Origin of the sequence: Dictyobacter arantiisoli, from assembly GCF_008326305.1 — a bacterium.
GTDB classification, from domain to species: Bacteria; Chloroflexota; Ktedonobacteria; order Ktedonobacterales; family Ktedonobacteraceae; genus Dictyobacter; species Dictyobacter arantiisoli.
The window spans coordinates 16,571-31,495 of the sequence record NZ_BIXY01000037.1 but is presented as its reverse complement, the minus strand read 5'-3'; the positions used below and the strand labels follow the sequence as shown (position 1 = coordinate 31,495).

Below are 14,925 nucleotides of genomic sequence, written 5' to 3'. Positions count from 1 at the left end.
AACACGATCCATAACCAGAAGAGCGTGCGTCATGCCTTCACCTGTTGTTATACTCTGCTCAAGAAATCTGCCAGCCCTGGCTGGCGATAGCGCTACGCGCGGCCTCTTGTTCCGCTGTTTGCTTATTGCGTCCCTGACCTCGTCCGGCCACCTGTTCACCAAGCATAACCTCGACCGTGAATTCGCGATTATGCGAAGGACCTTCTTGTCCGACGAGACGATAAGCGGGCGTAATCCCTGCATGGGCCTGCGCCAGCTCCTGGAAGAGCGACTTATTATCCTTAAACAGCCGTTTGGTCACAATGGTCTGTGCCAGTGGCTCCAGCCGTGGCAACAAGAACTGGCGTGTTGCCTCCAGACCTTGATCCAGATAGATTGCGCCCAGAATAGCCTCAAAGGCCGAAGCCTGTACGCGTTGTCCGCCGCCGGTATTTTGTTCGCCTTTGCCCATCAACAGAAATTGTCCCAGATTGATCTCGCGTGCGAAATTTGCCAGGGTCTCAGTTCGTACCAGGACTGCCCGCACATCGGTCAACTCGCCCTCAGTGAGTGTTGGAAAGGTGCGATAGAGAAAGTCCGCACTAATCAACGCGAGGATCGAGTCACCTAGAAATTCCAGGCGCTCGTTAGAGCTCAAGCCGACTCCAGGAGTCTCGTAAATGTATGAGCGATGGGTCAAAGCCAGTTTTAAGAATTGTGGGTTCTGAAATGTAACCCCTAAAATCTCTTCTAAATTATCGTGCATTAATATACCTCTAAAGTAACGTTGGCCTCATCGGGAACCTGTTCGGTCACATCTCCGATATGCCAGAACTGTACGTCCGGGTTCTGTGCTACCAGTGAAGACCAGATGGCTGGATCAATGGCTGATAAAAGGCCACCCGATGTTTGTGGGTCCCAGAGTATTATACGCTCATACTCAGCGAGTTTTGTGTCAAACTGTACATGTTTCTGTACGTGATGTTGATTGCGTAGCGAGCCGCCCGGAACGCAGCCCAATTCGGCATAACGCTGGACATTTGGAAGCAGAGGCAACGAGGCTGTGCGGAAACGCATATTCGTGTGGCTTTGCAGTGCCATCTCCCAGGCATGCCCGAGCAGGCCAAAGCCAGTTACATCAGTAGCCGCGTGCACGCCTGCGCCTGCCTGTACCAGTGCTTCGCTGGCTCTGCGGTTCAAGCGCGTCATCGAAGCAATCGCGGCCTGTAGATCCTCATCTGCCACCAGTTCGCGTTTCAAGGCGGTTGTAATTAGACCGGTCCCCAATGGTTTACTGAGGATCAGCATATCGCCAGCACGTGCGCCACCCTTGGTAAGAATATGATCGGGATGCACCATACCTGTCACAGCCAGCCCATATTTTGGCTCGCTGTCCATAATTGTATGTCCCCCTGCTATGATACCACCTGCCTGTGACATGATGTCCATCCCGCCACGAAAGATCTCACCCAGGAGGCTCGTATCCAGATCTTCAGGCCAGGCCACAAGATTAAGCGCGATTAGCACCTGACCGCCCATGGCATACACATCGCTTACCGCATTGGCTGCAGCAATAGATCCAAAAGCATAAGGATCATCAACCACAGGAGGAAAGAAATCAGCGGTACTGATAATCGCTTGCTGATCATTCACGCGATAGACCGCTGCATCATCGATTTCATCCAGGCCCACCAGTAAATTGGGAAGAGCCAGACGCTGCTTAAGCGGCTGTAAAACTTGCGCCAATGTCCCCGCGCCCATTTTTGCGGCGCAACCGGCGCAACTGGCTAAGGAAGTCAAGCGAATCTGTCGATCTGTATCCATCGTTTAAAAACCTTCTATCGGTCTCTAGCAGTTTTTATTGTAGCCGTCATTGTAGCGCGTTTTGGGGGGAACTGCAACGCTACTGTATAGCAATATCCGGCTGTATCAGACGCGAATAGACCGTATTCGATAACTTTACTGGTATACTTATTGGACTTTTGGCATTCTCAATGCTGAATGTGCGAATACATGTACCAAACATCCCTCTTTGTACACCAGGCCCAACGCATGTAACTGTTCAGACTTAGCTTAATGGGTTTGGTTGGATGTCCATGACAAAATGCAGCGTCGTATTTTTGAAGTATTCCGCTTGGAACCCTGCCATGGACGACTCCGCATGATCTTACGAACAGAACCCTCTTACTTCTCTCTGAATGTTCCGTACCAGTCGTAACCCGTCAGGAGTGATTGAATCCCATCGACCGTCTTTGGATACGTGATTTTTTTCTCTTTCGAAAAGAACCCAGACCGCATCACAATTCCCACGAACTCTTCGATCAACACATCCCACAAAGCACGGTCTGTTCTGTCAACTGCTGACACGGCCATTCGTAAATCCTTTGTAAATTGTTCAGTGTCATCAGACATCATCCACAATTCGGTCAGATCGATATGCACATATTTCGGGGGAAGAGCTGGGTGGGGAGCAAGACCTTTCAGGAAACGAAGCCATTGCTGATAGAGATCCGTATAAGAATGAGGAAGGATGTGAAAGACGTTGTTTGCTCTTTCCTCAGCCCTCTCTATCCCTGTTGGCAAGTCGACGACGAGAGTAGGCACTTGCTCTATGGGAGCATCATCCATCTCCACATCCATCAAAAACACATCGTTGGGTGAGTACAGAGTAAACCAAAATAAAGGGATGGAATAATTACATGCCAATAAAGCTTTTTCGTTCTTATCGATTTCATCGAGGATGGGATTCGCAGAATCATTGACCACCAAGAACACTTGATTTGCCATAACAGATTCTTCCCTTTTTCAAGCTACAAAGAAAGCTTTTCTTCAAAAAAGACGACCCCTGGCTTTTTCACGTTTGCTTTGACAAACGCAGGGGAGGTGTCTTCTGCTTTTCCAGCTCCTCGATGCGGGTCAGTACCTGGCTGAGAGCTTCTCGTAGCGCCTGGTTTTCTTCTCGAAGATGAGCGATTTCTTCCTCGTGTGTCATAGCTTGAGTTTACCAGAGAGGTCAAGTCTGAACACTTTCCAACGCATTCGAGTAAGAGCCGAGAACCAAAGTAGCCGCCACCGTTCTACGGTGGAGTCGTACGAACATCGTGCACCATGGTGAGATACGCGTACAAATCCTATCCCTGAAGCTCTCTATTCGTGCCCAAACAGATAAAGATGAGTATCATAGATGAGTGTTGGGGCGAGGTGTGTGTACGATTCACGAAGCTCGATCCTGCGTGGTTGGGCTTTCTCTGCTTGTTTTCTATGTGCATTGAAAAAAAGAGTATCACTTGAGAGGTTCATTCTCCTGTGGCTGTTGCGTCTGGCGATTGGTCCATTGCACATCCGCCAGGCCGCTCCGGCCATTCTCAAGATCATCCTGGCCGCGCTTCTGATGGGCGTAACCGCCTGGATTGTATAGCTTCTGCTGAAACATGTCACACTCTTCTCACTGGACTATCTGATTGGGTGCTTCCTGACCGTGCTTGTCGTTGGTGGTCTGGCCGTGGTAGTTTATATCAGTGCAATCCTTCTCTTCAATGTAGAGGAAGTTCACCTGTTAAAAGGCGCACTGCTAGCAAAGCTGGGAAAAAGATAGCTATTGCTGGCTAGACGATTCCGATGGGATATGGTACTCTTAGGTGCGTGGGTTTGAGGAAGACTGGTAATTGCGGTCCTCTTAGGGGTCCGAGGAAAGTCCGAACTCCATAGAGCGAAGATGCTGGTTAACGGCCAGTGAGGGTGACCTCAAGGAAAGTGCAACAGAAACATACCGCCTGAGTGCAAACTCAGGTAAGGGCGAAATGGTGAGGTAAGAGCTCACCAGCAACCAGGTGACTGGTTGGCTGTGCAAACCCCATCTGGAGCAAGACTAAACAGAAGGGACAGGTCTTTGACCTGGCGGGCTGCTCGTCTGTTAACCTTCGGGTTGGTTGCTTGAGGCGATAGGCAACTATCGTCCTAGATAGATGATTACCGCCTATCCCGGCGTAAGCCTGGATGGGTACAGAATTCGGCTTACGGCTTCCTCAAACCCGCCACCACACATCTCCCCCAATATCCCCATAAATTCGATATCTCCATGCTCAAAAAAGGCTCATCCATATTCAAAAATGGAGCCGAGTTATGAGACAGAGCGTTGGGGCTTTCTGGCACGTACGACCAACTCGACCGTAGGCTCATCCGTAACAGTGGCGAGGGATAGAGACAGTAGTCGGCCAGATCCCGAATGTGCGGGAGAGCTTGAAACCCTGCAATTCATAGAGGGCATGCATCAATTCGATAAATCCTGCCGTATCGACCATTATTTCCTCAATCGGGAGTTCGGTTTCATGATGGAGCGTCACCCCGCGCCAGGGGCCAAAATGTCTGGAATGGTACTGTGCATGCAAGGACCGGGTCGCAACCTCAAAGCAAATGCCATCGGACATGGCAGTGGCACCCGGGCCAAAGGTGGAGGTGAGGTCCAGGCTGTGGTGATAGTCCACCACCCTGGTAATCGCCCGCCGCACGTTCTCTTTGCGGAGATACCAGTTGGAAGCATGCGTCAGAATCGTACCATATAACTATATTCCCTTGTGGAGTCGTTTCCAGGAAATTCAACGAGTGCTAGCAAGCAGCGAAGCCTGCCCTTGCGCCCAGGTCAGGGCTGTCTGGATAAACAACTTCGCTCCTCTTGATGCCATTTTTTGCGACTTGACAGCGAGACCGATTTGCAATGGTGGTGGTGGATCAAGGGGAAGAGCAACCATCCCCTCAAGCCTTTTTGGGAGCATCATACGTGGCACGAGAGTGATACCGAGTCCCTCACGAACCATCGCAAGGATCGTTGCGCTATCGCTGGCTCGATAACGAATATGTGGTCCGGTTCTGCTCTGCTCAAGGCCAGCCTTCTTCATGAGGTGAAGTGAGCATGCGGTCTTTTCCATCACAAATCCTTCTTCACGCAGTTCTCTGGGCGTCACGACCGTTTTCGTATGCAGACGATGCCCGGACGCAACGAGGATACACAGTTCGTCGGTGGTAATCAGCGTACTCTCGATCTCTCCCGTCGGAAGGACCACGAACCCGACATCAATGATGCTTTGCTCAATCCACTCACCCACTTCGTGCATCGCGCCTTCAAACAGCACTACTTCTATGTCTGGATACGAGGCTTGAAAGCTGGTTAAGACACTGGCAAGCAAATTTGGGGAGACGATAGATTCGATACTGCCCAGGCGGAGTTTCCCACTTACCTCGCCACGCGCAGCCTTTGCTTCTTGTTCGATGGCCGAGGCCGAGGCTAGCAAGGCGCGCACGTGTGGTATGATCGTTTGTCCGGCGCTTGTCAGCACCACTCCCCCTTTGCGGCTGCGCTCCAGCAGGGTCACGCCCAATTCGCTTTCAAGAGCCGAAAGAGCGTGGCTTACCGCTGATTGTGTCAGGTCAATACTGTAGGCTGCTTCCGTGAAACTGCCCGTGTCTACTAAGGCCACAAAGCTTTGGAGTTGCGAAAAGTTCATGTGAATATCTTTCATAAGTTTATGATAAAGATGATTTGCGTTCATTGTAGCAGATCAGGTATACTCCTGGCAAGCAAAGCAATGGAGAACAGCATGCTCCCGCTCCTCGCGAAGCGAGAGCATGAAGAAAGGAACCTTTTCAAGCATGTCAACTATTCCAGAATCCCATCTCGATATCCTGCAATCGACCGCAGTTGCCTATATGGCGACCATCGGGCCAAAGGGGGAGCCGCAGACAAGCCCTGTTCTGTTCGGCTGGGATGGCACACATCTCTTTTTCAGTATGAACAAAATTCGCCAGAAACACCGCAATCTCCTGCGCGAGCCACGAGTCGCGATCGCGATCGCTGATTCGACTAACCCCTACCGCTCTCTTGAGATTCGCGGCAGAGTGGTAAGCATAGATGACGATCCCGACTACCGCATCGCCAATGTGCTGTCACAAAAGTACACTGGTCAGGATGCGACCCCCAATATGCAGCCAGGAGAGCAGCGGGTCGTGGCTATTGTCGAACCGGAACGTGTTTTTGTCTTCCCGTTCCAAGAAGGCACAAAATAATCAGGGACTAATCGGCTGATCATTCCTCCGAAATGGAATGACAAAAAGGAAAGAGCATGTCCAACCAGAAACTTTTATCAACGCAACAAAGCAATCAGGAAACGACACTTCTCCCCATCGCTGCGGAAACCGATCAGAGAGTGACAGAAAGCAATGAGACAGCGACCCGAGTCCGTTTGAAGCATGTGCTTCTTCTGGGTGGGCTGACGGCATTTGCGCCGCTGTCCACCGATATGTACTTGCCCTCGCTTCCTGCGGTGAGCCACGATCTGAGCGCTACAATGGCGCTCACTCAGATCACTCTGACTGCCTGTATCCTTGGTCTCGCATTTGGTCAGGTCGTCGCCGGGCCGATCAGTGATGCTCGTGGGCGGCGGTGGCCTCTGCTCATCGGGATTGCGGTCTACATGCTCGCGTCTCTGCTCTGTATGCTTGCACCTTCGGTAGCCATTCTCTCGCTCTTGCGTTTTGTGCAAGGATTTGCTGGGGCTGCTGGGATTGTGATTGCACTGGCTATTGCCCGCGATCTCTACGCCGGAAGCGCTCTGGCTCGTTGTATCTCGCTGCTGATGACGGTTAACTTTCTCGCTCCCATTGTCGCACCTGTGCTTGGCGGTCAGTTGCTCACGTTTACCTCCTGGCGTGGAGTTTTTGTCATGCTGGCTCTCCTCGGTCTTGTGGCACTGCTGGCCTCCGCATTTGGACTGAGCGAGACACTAGAAACGTCCCATCGTCAGAGCGGCGGTGTCTCAGCCACCTTACGTTCTTTCCGAGGTTTGCTGGTCAACAAACGTTTCGTTGGCTATGCTCTTTCTAGCAGTTTCGCATTTGCAGCCGCTATGATCTACATTTCCATGTCCCCATTCGTCTTAGAGAATATCTACGGTCTTTCGCCCCAGATCTTTGGCCTGTTATTCGGCATCAACGCCCTCGGACTCGCCAGCATGAGCCAGGTCAGTGGCAGGCTCGTGAGCAGGGTGTCACCACAAAGGTTGCTGATCGGGGGAGTTGTGGCTCTCGCCATGGCTGGTCTCGCCTTGCTGGTGGTGGTGATCACGGGAATTGGTCTCGTCGGAGTGCTACCACTTTTGTTCTTCCTCGTTGCCAGTCTGGGCTTTATCGCGCCGAACGCGACAGCACTGGCGCTTGGCACCACTGATCCCCAGACAGCCGGAAGCGCATCGGGGTTGTTAGGGATGTTGCAGTTTGCCATTGGCGCGGTCATTGCGCCGTTGGTTGGTCTTGCTGGAACCTCGACAGCCGTGCCAATGGCAGGAGCCATTGCTGCCTTTGGTGTTGTCGCCTTGCTCACCTTTTTCGTTTTCTGCCGCCCTGCCCCAGTACGATAGATGGGCTTTTCTCCAAGAGAGCAGATATCGAACAGCGCTTCTTCCAATCATCGCGTCACTGTTTCCTTGTGTCTGCTCTCTGGAGAAGAAGAAAAATGTAGCATATAACCATTAATATAAGGAAAGGGTCGCTCCTGAAGTGGTTCCCCAGGAGCAGAGGGAGGGACAGCTCTGTCCATGAGGAAACAGAAGCAAAGAGCAGTGAGCCTTCGGTTTCACGACGCTGTTGGTAGTTTCCTTATTACAACGCTAATCGCTTAGCATTGTAATAAGGAAACCTGAGGGGCTACTTTGAGGACTTAGCGTTGTAAATTTCTCCGGCGGGCCTAATAGGCCGTATAGGGTTAAAAACTCTGGTAGCTTACTGCATTTACTGTATGGGACAATCAATGAGGAGGTATCAGGAGGTTTAACGACTGATACGATCATGTTCAATCAGCCAGCGCATAAAATCGAGGCGGCGACTCTCTTGTAATAATTCCCGATATTCGGTTTGCTCAGTAACATGGTCTTTCATATGGACGAGCTGTGCGGCTTCGGTTTCTGAAAATCCCATGGAAAGCAGACGTTGGAAGTCAGGACTTTCGGTTGTATATGAATAATCTGGCATAATGACAGCTCCCTTAGAGGAATAACCGAACAAACTACGCGGTTGGGTTTTTGTGGAGACCTTTTCGCTGGCACATCTTTTTCTGGGATATCATGGCCTCTTGCGCTGACAAAACTATCCCCGGGCATAAATGAATTCTTACATTCTCTATAACATCCATTTCTTGCTAAAAATTTCCCTGGCTACGAACATTTGCTACAAAAACTGGTAAGCGAAATGCCTCTTGCATTGATGGCAAGAACTGGTAACTGCATAGGGGATAACATGGATATGGAAGCCACACCGCCAGTATTGATCTATCTTATCTTCATTGTTCATCTGGTTTGAAGTGCATGCCCAGACGGAACAGCTTCAGCGCTCGTTCGGTTGCATCACTCGTCAGAAGTGCTGCATGCTTCATAGCATAGACTAATGGCATGGGACCAGTGGGTAATACTGTAATCGCATCAATTCCCAGGTCGTAAATACCTCTATAGTTATCTCCTAATCCTCCTGCAATAACCAGGACGGGTAAGTTATGCTGTTTCGCCAGGGTCGCGAGCGCGCCCACGCTCTTCCCATAGGCCGTTTGGTCATCCAATTGGCCTTCCGCGCTAATCACCAGATCGGTGTTTTTCATATATTCTTTTATCTGGATAGCATCAAGGATAATTTGCGCTCCGGGTCTGAGAGTGGTATTGAGAAAAGCAAGCATCCCTGCTCCCAATCCACCAGCCGCGCCAGCTCCTGGAATAGTGGCAACCTCGCGCTGTACGTCCCGCTGAATAATCGTGGCATAGTGGGCCAGGGCCGCATCCAGCTCCTGAATCATGGCTGGCGTGGCTCCTTTTTGCGGACCATAGATGGCTGAGGCGCCCGTGGGACCACAGAGAGGATTGGTGACGTCACTGGCGAGCTCAAAGTGGCACTCCTGGAGACGTGGATCAAGCTTTGCCAGCGAAATATGGGCCAGTCCTGCCAGTGCTGCACCGCCGCGCGCCAGTTCCTGCTGCTGCTGATTAAAGAATTGAATTCCCAGTGCCTGGGCCATACCCGCGCCTCCATCATTGGTAGCGCTGCCACCCAGGCCCAGAATAAAGTGTCGGCGTCCTTCTGCAAGCGCCGCCAGGATCAGTTCCCCAACCCCAAAGGTAGTGGTGAGGCGGGGATCGCGCCGCTCCGGTGGGACCAGGGGTAAACCAGAGCTGGCTGCCATCTCGATGACAGCAGTATGTCCATCGCCCAGTAAGCCATAGAACGCCTCGACAGGCTCATTGAGTGGACCAGTCACTGTCGCGGTGCGGATTTCTCCTCCCGTCGCATCTACCAGCGCCTGGACCGTTCCCTCTCCGCCATCCGCGATAGGAATGATCGTCGTAAGCGCGTCAGGAAAGACGGCGTGTACTCCTCTGGCGATAGCCTCTCCTGTTTCGGTCGCACCGAGGCTGCCTTTAAGGGATTGGGGGGCAATCAGAATACGCATAACATATTGCTCCTTTGCTTCTCATTTCCATCATTGCATTCCTCGCATTATAGCAAATGCTGTACAAGGCAGAGGCAGTTGAATAGCACCCAGGGTGCGAAAATTCACACGTAAAGATTTGCGCGTTCGATTATCCTGCCCTATACTACGTGATAGAATTGTCACGTTGCGTCTTATGGCAACATCTGGTCATACTAAGCATTGGCTTGTCTTATGGAGTTTTTCTATGTTGAATGGTCTCACGCTCTCCTGGTCCTGGAGTCTGGGTGGTTTTGTCTGTATGGTGCTACTGGCAGCACTCTATCTATTTGGTTTATGGAGGGTCAACCTTCGGCGGCGTCAAGATCCTCAGGCACCTACTGTCCATCCTATACGTATCGCTGCTTTCTTTGTGGGATGGTTGCTTTTCGCGCTCCTTTTCTTTTCGCCCATCCATACTATCGGGCGCACACAACTCTTCTCCGTCCATATGGCGGAAGTGGTCACACTTACCACGCTTTGCGCGCCGCTTTTATTGGGTGGTTGCTCAGCCGTCCTGCTGGGACCGGCACTGGATAATCGGATTACGGGTAGCATAATCCGTTTCCTGACACATCCTGTTGTCGCCTCCGTCATCTTCAATGCCACTTTCCTGGCCTGGCATGCCCCAAAGATCTTTAATGGTGCCATGGGTAGCGCCCCACTCTATAACACCATGATGCTCACGATCTTTCTGACTTCGCTCCTGAACTGGTGGCCCATCATTGGTTCTATTTCAGAACTCAAGCAGCATGGCTATCCGCTCCAAATGCTCTATGTTGTGCTGGATGGTCAGCCGGTGGATATCTTTGCCTTTCTGCTCGTTTTCAGTGGCGTTGGGCTCTATCCCCACTATCTGATCCCTGCCCAGATGAATATGAGTCATTTCGCTGATCAAGCGGTAGCCGGAGCCATTCTTTTGATCCCTGGTCTGGTCGATCTGGCCGTGATGACCCCGCTCTTTATCTCCTGGATGGGTCTGCTAGAGCAAAAAACGCGTCTGGCCGACGAACGCCGTGCCCGGGCCCGCGAACTCGATGATGATGAGGAAGATGAGGATGCCCAGATAAATATGGGCCAGGCTTTTTAAGCCGTAATGTATCTGATGATAACCGCCTAACCGCCCCGCAAGGATTACCAGGTGCAGCGCAGCTTCAGGGCCGCCTGCAGACGCTTTTCGTAGTCGGTGCGTGGAATCTCTGTGACGCCGAGGGTGGCGAGATGGGGCGTGATAAACTGGGTGTCGTGGAGTATATAGCCGTGGGCCTGAAGATGGTCCACGAGGGCTACGAGGCAGACTTTAGAGGCGTCAGTCGCCAGCGAAAACATGCTTTCACCCATGAAGGCTCCTCCAAGGGTGACGCCATAGAGACCACCGACGAGCTGGCTGCCTTCCCAGGCTTCAACGCTGTGGGCAAAGCCCTTTTGATGTAAATAAGTATACGTTTTGATAAACTCTTCATTAATCCATGTGTCTTCACGCGCTCCACAGAGGCGCATCACCTGTTCGAAGGCGCTATCCGTGCGGATCTGGTAGCGGCGCTTGCGAATGGTGGTTTTGAGTGAATGCGAAAGGTGCAGGTTGTGATGTTCCAGGATGGCCCTGGGATCAGGGGCGTACCAGGAAATCTTGCCCAGTTCATCGGCCATCGGGAAGATGCCTTGCGCATAGGCGTTGATAACAAGGATCGGATCAAGTGGCTCTGGCTGTAGTTGTGGCATAAATCTTTAACCGTTTCTTTCTGTTTTTTCGCTATGAGCGCTGCCGTGTGAAGAGCTTCAATAGTCGGGCGATGCGGGGTCTGGTGGCCTGGATCATTTGCGTGTCCGCGCTACTGAGCGGTTTGATCAGCAGGAGCAGTCCCAGACATAAGATGAGGAAGATGCCGCCCGATACGCCCAGTAAGAGGCGATCATTGGGATGCCAGAGGAGCGTGGGAAGGGCCGCCAACGCCAGCGCCAGCATGACGCGCACAGTGAAATTAAGCAGTTCACGGCTCTGGTGCCGGGGAATGGAGCGGATAATAAAGATCAAGAGTAAGATGCCGGTGATCGTTTTGGCGATCCCATCCGCGATCAAGGCTCCGGCAGCCCCCAGCCTGGGAATCAAGATGATGGCACATCCGATCATTACGAGAATGCCAGTCCATTGACCGATGACTACGGCCCGCGCTTTGCCTACGACATAGAGGCTGGCCTGATGAATGGTGGTGCCCAGGATACGTACGATGAGGTTAAAGAAGAGGAAGATTGCCAGCAATGGCCCCACCGGATCATAGGCGCTGCCATAGAGGATATGGGCGATAGTGCTGGCATTGAAGAGGCAAAAGACCAGTCCGGGCGCGGCGATTAGCGTCTCGACTTTAATCAATGTCAGCCAGGTCTTGCCCAGGCGCTCCGCATTATTGCCGACAAAGGCTGCGGCAAGCGCTGAACCTCCCACACCTGAGAAGCCAGCGACCAGTAGGACGTTAGCCGAGTCAGCCAGTTGGAACGAGAGATTAAAGTAGCCAATACTTACATACGAGACCATGAAGATACCAAGCAGAGTGATGGAGATCTGCTTGAGAAGCGCGCCGGAGGCGAGATTGGTTAGCCAGGCTGAGAAACTCAGCTTGAGCACTCCCGCCAGCGGAAGTTGTACGCCAGAGGGCCGCTTCCATAGATAGGGTGTTTGCCAGAGTGCAAAGGCCAGCGCATTCGCCAGCGCGATGGCGGCTTGAAGCCAGAGAATACCGGTAATACCCTTCCCCTGTGTCAGTAGCAGAAAGCTCAGGAGTAACAGGACCAGTTGTGTGATGCCATTGACGACCAGCACGATTTGCATGCGCATCTGGGCCGCGCAGAGGGCGGTTAGAGCATTCCCGATACCAGTACCAAAGAGATAGAGAACAATGGGGAGATTATATTGAACCAGAATGGGATTTTGCAGTACCTGCACGATAGCTTGTGTGCCGTGAATGGGGAGCATGGAGATACCCAGCGCCAGCCAATGCAGACCAAATAGTAAAATGCCAATACTGATCACTAGAAAGAGCAGGCGCACTCCAAGAATAAAGCGTGTCAATTTAGCCGCGGCCGCCAGTCCATATTCGGCCAGCATACGGGGGATATAGACGCTGGTAGCATCTTCCAGGCCGAACGCGATCAGATACATGATCGTGTTGAGCGTCGTCTGGATGATGGCATAGACCCCGTATTGGTCGGCTTTGACCGCCCGTGTCAGTATGATGGTGAACAGAAATGATGAAATATAAAACCAGATATTATATACCTGATTAAAGAGATAGCTTCTGGGAGCGCGCTGCAGTAACTGCTGTGCCGTGTCGCGCTCCTCGACAGTTTGATCCTGTGTTGCAGTAGCTTGCATAGGGACTGATGTTTCTACAGATTGTTTCTGCATGGTATTTTTTTTATGTTTTAACATTATAGGTTGAGATCCATCAAATGTGTTCTTCCTTGCATCAGGTTGCTGATCCAGCGGACGTGTCGCTGTTTTTGATTGGGATGCTATAGGTAGTAAACGTAAAGGTTTCAACGGTAGTTTCTGCATGGTTCTATTTTAACTTATTTTTAAAAAATAGCGACCTAACCAGCCAATTGATCCTAGCAGGGCGAACAATTCTAGGAGACTTACATTGGCTGTTATATGATCGCTGCTGAAAATATAAAAGGCTCCGACTTTAGATGTGGCTGCGACCGCAAAGATTCCCAATCCTAACCAGGCTGGCAAAGTGGCGAGTAAGAGTGCTTTTTGCCAGCTATAGCACGAAAAGCCAATCGCCGTGGGCAAGAGATAGAGCAGCAACGTGATCAGGGGAGCTATGGTGGCGGGATAGGGTCCGTTGAGGGCGCTATTGGAGGAGAGAGGGATGAGACGTGTCCACAATTGCGCCGGGATGAGTGCGGAACAGACAAGCAGGGTTTCGAGAACGACGATCACTCCCAGTGCAAGATTCCTATAGCTGATCGCTTTGCGCGAGAAGATACGCGCCTGTAGTTGCGCTAATAATGATGACATCTATTCTTTTCCTTCTGTCGCTTTATTGCTTTGGGATCGGCAGTAATCCCATCTGGTACTTCATTAATAGAATGCGTCGCACCGATTGATCGATGCGCGCAGGTTGAAGCGTACCTGTATCCAGCGCCTGTTTGATCCCATTGAGCATGGTGGCAACCTCATCAGGGCTGCTGGCTCCCATGATGATATCTGAACCAGCCTCAATTGCCAGCGCGGCTGCTTGATCCGGGCTATAGTAGGCAGCAATGCCAGCCATTGTCAGGCTATCGGTCATAATGACTCCTTGAAAGCCCATTTCCTGGCGCAAGATACCCTGCACAAGCGCAGGTGAGAGGGATGATGGCTTGTTCGGGTCAATCGCAGGTATCATCTCATGCGTGACCATAATCGCATGTACCAGGCCCTGCATGATCAAGGCATGATAGGGAGCCCAGTCGGTATTCTCTAACTCGGCTTTGCTGCGCGTGATCGTGGGTAGTCCCACATGTGGATCGACGCTGGCGTCTCCCAGACCAGGAAAGTGTTTCAGGGTTCCCACAACCTGCTGGCTCTCTTGCAATCCTTGCAGATATGCTCCTGCCATCCTGGTGACGCTATCAGAGGTTGTCCCAAAGGTACGCATATCCTGATGCAGCTCGGAGGTAGGATCATTATCAACATCCACCACCGGGGCTAGATTTAAATTAATGCCATAGCTGGTAAGATCAGCGGCGGTCTGCTTGCCTATTGTGCGTGCATATTCAATGCTATTGGTCGCGCCAATCTCCGCCTCAGATGGTCGTGGCCCATCTAACTGTTGCAAACGATCCACTGTGCCACCCTCTTGATCCAGCGCGATACTGGGTGGAAGTGCACTGGAAGCCTGCCGTATATTCTGTGTCAGACTCTTTAATTGATCTTTATCGATGATATTGCCATTAGCAGAGAAGAGCAGGATATTGCCGACATGATATTGATTGAGCATACTGGCTAAGGCTTCTGAATAATTGGCACCCACGAACTGTACCATCATCATTTGCCCCAGTTTTTGATCGCGTGTCAGATGGGAGACGATCAGATCAATATACTGCTGTGGCGTGAGTGATGCCTGATGTCTGGTTGTGGTTTGATCAATATGTCCCGCTTGATTGATGACTGGAAGAATATTGTTCTGTGTCACCATTTGAGGATAAAGGACCGAGGCCCATCCCTGCCCGCTGGTCAGTTGCGATAGTCCTTGATTGGATGTTTGAATCACAAGCAATAGCAGGATGATCATCAGGCCGGCCATCTTGACTCTCGATTTTCTCTTCTGCTCGTCGAAGTATGCTGGCTGATCCCGCTGCTGTCTTGTTGTCTCTCTATCTGATGCCTCTGTTGTTAAGGGAGTGTTTGGCTCCATTCAGATCCCCTTTGAATCCTGTCATCCCGGTCTGCCAGCATGCTC

Annotated in this window: 16 protein-coding genes and 1 other RNA gene; 4 read left to right on the top strand and 13 right to left on the bottom strand. The window is 51.5% G+C overall.

Going from position 1 to position 14,925, the window contains the following annotated elements:
• Nucleotides 1–58: 58 nt before the first annotated feature.
• The 5 genes from rnc to F1593_RS28340 all read right to left on the bottom strand — a co-directional run bounded on the left by rnc (nt 59) and on the right by F1593_RS28340 (nt 3,412).
• On the bottom strand, nt 59–745 hold the full coding sequence (gene rnc / locus F1593_RS13525) for a ribonuclease III (RefSeq protein ID WP_149402101.1): 687 nt from the start codon (nt 743–745) through the stop codon (nt 59–61).
• Nucleotides 745–1,803: a selenide, water dikinase SelD gene (gene selD, locus F1593_RS13520; RefSeq protein WP_149402100.1), complete on the bottom strand. Its 1,059-nt coding sequence runs from the start codon at nt 1,801–1,803 to the stop codon at nt 745–747. Before selD ends, rnc begins: the two co-directional genes overlap by 1 nt.
• A 360-nt stretch (nt 1,804–2,163) precedes the next feature.
• Nucleotides 2,164–2,766, bottom strand: coding sequence for a hypothetical protein (locus tag F1593_RS13515; RefSeq protein WP_149402099.1), 603 nt, complete (start codon nt 2,764–2,766; stop codon nt 2,164–2,166).
• 67 nt (nt 2,767–2,833) lie between these two features.
• A complete protein-coding gene (locus F1593_RS28345) occupies nt 2,834–2,971 on the bottom strand; it encodes a hypothetical protein (RefSeq protein WP_172632102.1) in 138 nt (45 codons plus the stop codon).
• 291 nt (nt 2,972–3,262) lie between these two features.
• Nucleotides 3,263–3,412 (bottom strand): hypothetical protein, encoded by a 150-nt coding sequence (locus F1593_RS28340; RefSeq protein WP_172632101.1) that lies wholly within the window; start codon nt 3,410–3,412, stop codon nt 3,263–3,265.
• Nucleotides 3,413–3,628: 216 nt separating this feature from the next.
• On the opposite strand from F1593_RS28340, the gene rnpB reads away from it, so the two are divergent.
• An RNA gene (rnpB, locus tag F1593_RS13510) (RNase P RNA component class A) lies at nt 3,629–4,011 on the top strand.
• A gap of 143 nt (nt 4,012–4,154) precedes the next feature.
• Here rnpB and F1593_RS13505 read toward each other — a convergent pair.
• A complete protein-coding gene (locus F1593_RS13505) occupies nt 4,155–4,526 on the bottom strand; it encodes a Tn3 family transposase (RefSeq protein ID WP_268907049.1) in 372 nt (123 codons plus the stop codon).
• Between the two features lie 48 nt (nt 4,527–4,574).
• A complete protein-coding gene (locus tag F1593_RS13500) occupies nt 4,575–5,480 on the bottom strand; it encodes a LysR family transcriptional regulator (protein ID WP_149402097.1) in 906 nt (301 codons plus the stop codon).
• A gap of 145 nt (nt 5,481–5,625) precedes the next feature.
• Here F1593_RS13500 and F1593_RS13495 point away from each other — a divergent pair, with 145 nt between their 5' ends.
• Entirely contained in the window at nt 5,626–6,039 is a 414-nt protein-coding gene (locus F1593_RS13495) for a PPOX class F420-dependent oxidoreductase (RefSeq protein ID WP_149402096.1), read from the top strand.
• Between the two features lie 56 nt (nt 6,040–6,095).
• The gene (locus F1593_RS13490; protein ID WP_149402095.1) at nt 6,096–7,388 is read left to right on the top strand and encodes a multidrug effflux MFS transporter; all 1,293 of its coding nucleotides are present in this window, start codon (nt 6,096–6,098) and stop codon (nt 7,386–7,388) included.
• Between the two features lie 409 nt (nt 7,389–7,797).
• On the opposite strand, the gene F1593_RS13485 is transcribed toward F1593_RS13490, so the two are convergent.
• Both F1593_RS13485 and F1593_RS13480 read right to left on the bottom strand, forming a co-directional pair.
• The gene (locus tag F1593_RS13485; protein WP_149402094.1) at nt 7,798–7,998 is read right to left on the bottom strand and encodes a hypothetical protein; all 201 of its coding nucleotides are present in this window, start codon (nt 7,996–7,998) and stop codon (nt 7,798–7,800) included.
• A gap of 307 nt (nt 7,999–8,305) precedes the next feature.
• Nucleotides 8,306–9,460 (bottom strand): glycerate kinase, encoded by a 1,155-nt coding sequence (locus F1593_RS13480; RefSeq protein WP_149402093.1) that lies wholly within the window; start codon nt 9,458–9,460, stop codon nt 8,306–8,308.
• Nucleotides 9,461–9,686: 226 nt separating this feature from the next.
• Between F1593_RS13480 and F1593_RS13475 the strand changes: the two genes are divergently transcribed.
• The gene (locus F1593_RS13475) at nt 9,687–10,568 is read left to right on the top strand and encodes a cytochrome c oxidase assembly protein (RefSeq protein WP_172632099.1); all 882 of its coding nucleotides are present in this window, start codon (nt 9,687–9,689) and stop codon (nt 10,566–10,568) included.
• Nucleotides 10,569–10,612: 44 nt separating this feature from the next.
• Here the strand turns inward: F1593_RS13475 and aat are convergent, their stop codons facing one another.
• From aat to F1593_RS13455, 4 genes are all read right to left on the bottom strand, one after another.
• On the bottom strand, nt 10,613–11,200 hold the full coding sequence (gene aat, locus F1593_RS13470) for a leucyl/phenylalanyl-tRNA--protein transferase (protein WP_149402091.1): 588 nt from the start codon (nt 11,198–11,200) through the stop codon (nt 10,613–10,615).
• 31 nt (nt 11,201–11,231) lie between these two features.
• The gene (locus F1593_RS13465; RefSeq protein ID WP_172632098.1) at nt 11,232–12,905 is read right to left on the bottom strand and encodes a lipopolysaccharide biosynthesis protein; all 1,674 of its coding nucleotides are present in this window, start codon (nt 12,903–12,905) and stop codon (nt 11,232–11,234) included.
• Between the two features lie 135 nt (nt 12,906–13,040).
• Entirely contained in the window at nt 13,041–13,499 is a 459-nt protein-coding gene (locus tag F1593_RS13460) for a hypothetical protein (RefSeq protein ID WP_149402089.1), read from the bottom strand.
• 22 nt (nt 13,500–13,521) lie between these two features.
• Nucleotides 13,522–14,880, bottom strand: a complete 1,359-nt coding sequence (locus F1593_RS13455) for a glycoside hydrolase family 3 protein (RefSeq protein WP_149402088.1) — start codon at nt 14,878–14,880, stop codon at nt 13,522–13,524.
• Nucleotides 14,881–14,925 lie beyond the last annotated feature (45 nt).

Excerpts from the sequence above, each read along its gene's own strand:
- rnc (WP_149402101.1), bottom strand. The coding sequence starts at position 745 with ATGCACGATAATTTAGAAGAGATTTTAGGGGTTACATTTCAGAACCCA.
- selD (WP_149402100.1), bottom strand. The coding sequence starts at position 1,803 with ATGGATACAGATCGACAGATTCGCTTGACTTCCTTAGCCAGTTGCGCC.
- F1593_RS13515 (WP_149402099.1), bottom strand. The coding sequence starts at position 2,766 with ATGGCAAATCAAGTGTTCTTGGTGGTCAATGATTCTGCGAATCCCATC.
- F1593_RS28345 (WP_172632102.1), bottom strand. The coding sequence starts at position 2,971 with ATGACACACGAGGAAGAAATCGCTCATCTTCGAGAAGAAAACCAGGCG.
- F1593_RS28340 (WP_172632101.1), bottom strand. The coding sequence starts at position 3,412 with ATGTTTCAGCAGAAGCTATACAATCCAGGCGGTTACGCCCATCAGAAG.
- F1593_RS13500 (WP_149402097.1), bottom strand. The coding sequence starts at position 5,480 with ATGAACTTTTCGCAACTCCAAAGCTTTGTGGCCTTAGTAGACACGGGC.
- F1593_RS13495 (WP_149402096.1), top strand. The coding sequence starts at position 5,626 with ATGTCAACTATTCCAGAATCCCATCTCGATATCCTGCAATCGACCGCA.
- F1593_RS13490 (WP_149402095.1), top strand. The coding sequence starts at position 6,096 with ATGTCCAACCAGAAACTTTTATCAACGCAACAAAGCAATCAGGAAACG.
- F1593_RS13485 (WP_149402094.1), bottom strand. The coding sequence starts at position 7,998 with ATGCCAGATTATTCATATACAACCGAAAGTCCTGACTTCCAACGTCTG.
- F1593_RS13480 (WP_149402093.1), bottom strand. The coding sequence starts at position 9,460 with ATGCGTATTCTGATTGCCCCCCAATCCCTTAAAGGCAGCCTCGGTGCG.
- F1593_RS13475 (WP_172632099.1), top strand. The coding sequence starts at position 9,687 with ATGTTGAATGGTCTCACGCTCTCCTGGTCCTGGAGTCTGGGTGGTTTT.
- aat (WP_149402091.1), bottom strand. The coding sequence starts at position 11,200 with ATGCCACAACTACAGCCAGAGCCACTTGATCCGATCCTTGTTATCAAC.
- F1593_RS13465 (WP_172632098.1), bottom strand. The coding sequence starts at position 12,905 with ATGTTAAAACATAAAAAAAATACCATGCAGAAACAATCTGTAGAAACA.
- F1593_RS13460 (WP_149402089.1), bottom strand. The coding sequence starts at position 13,499 with ATGTCATCATTATTAGCGCAACTACAGGCGCGTATCTTCTCGCGCAAA.
- F1593_RS13455 (WP_149402088.1), bottom strand. The coding sequence starts at position 14,880 with ATGGAGCCAAACACTCCCTTAACAACAGAGGCATCAGATAGAGAGACA.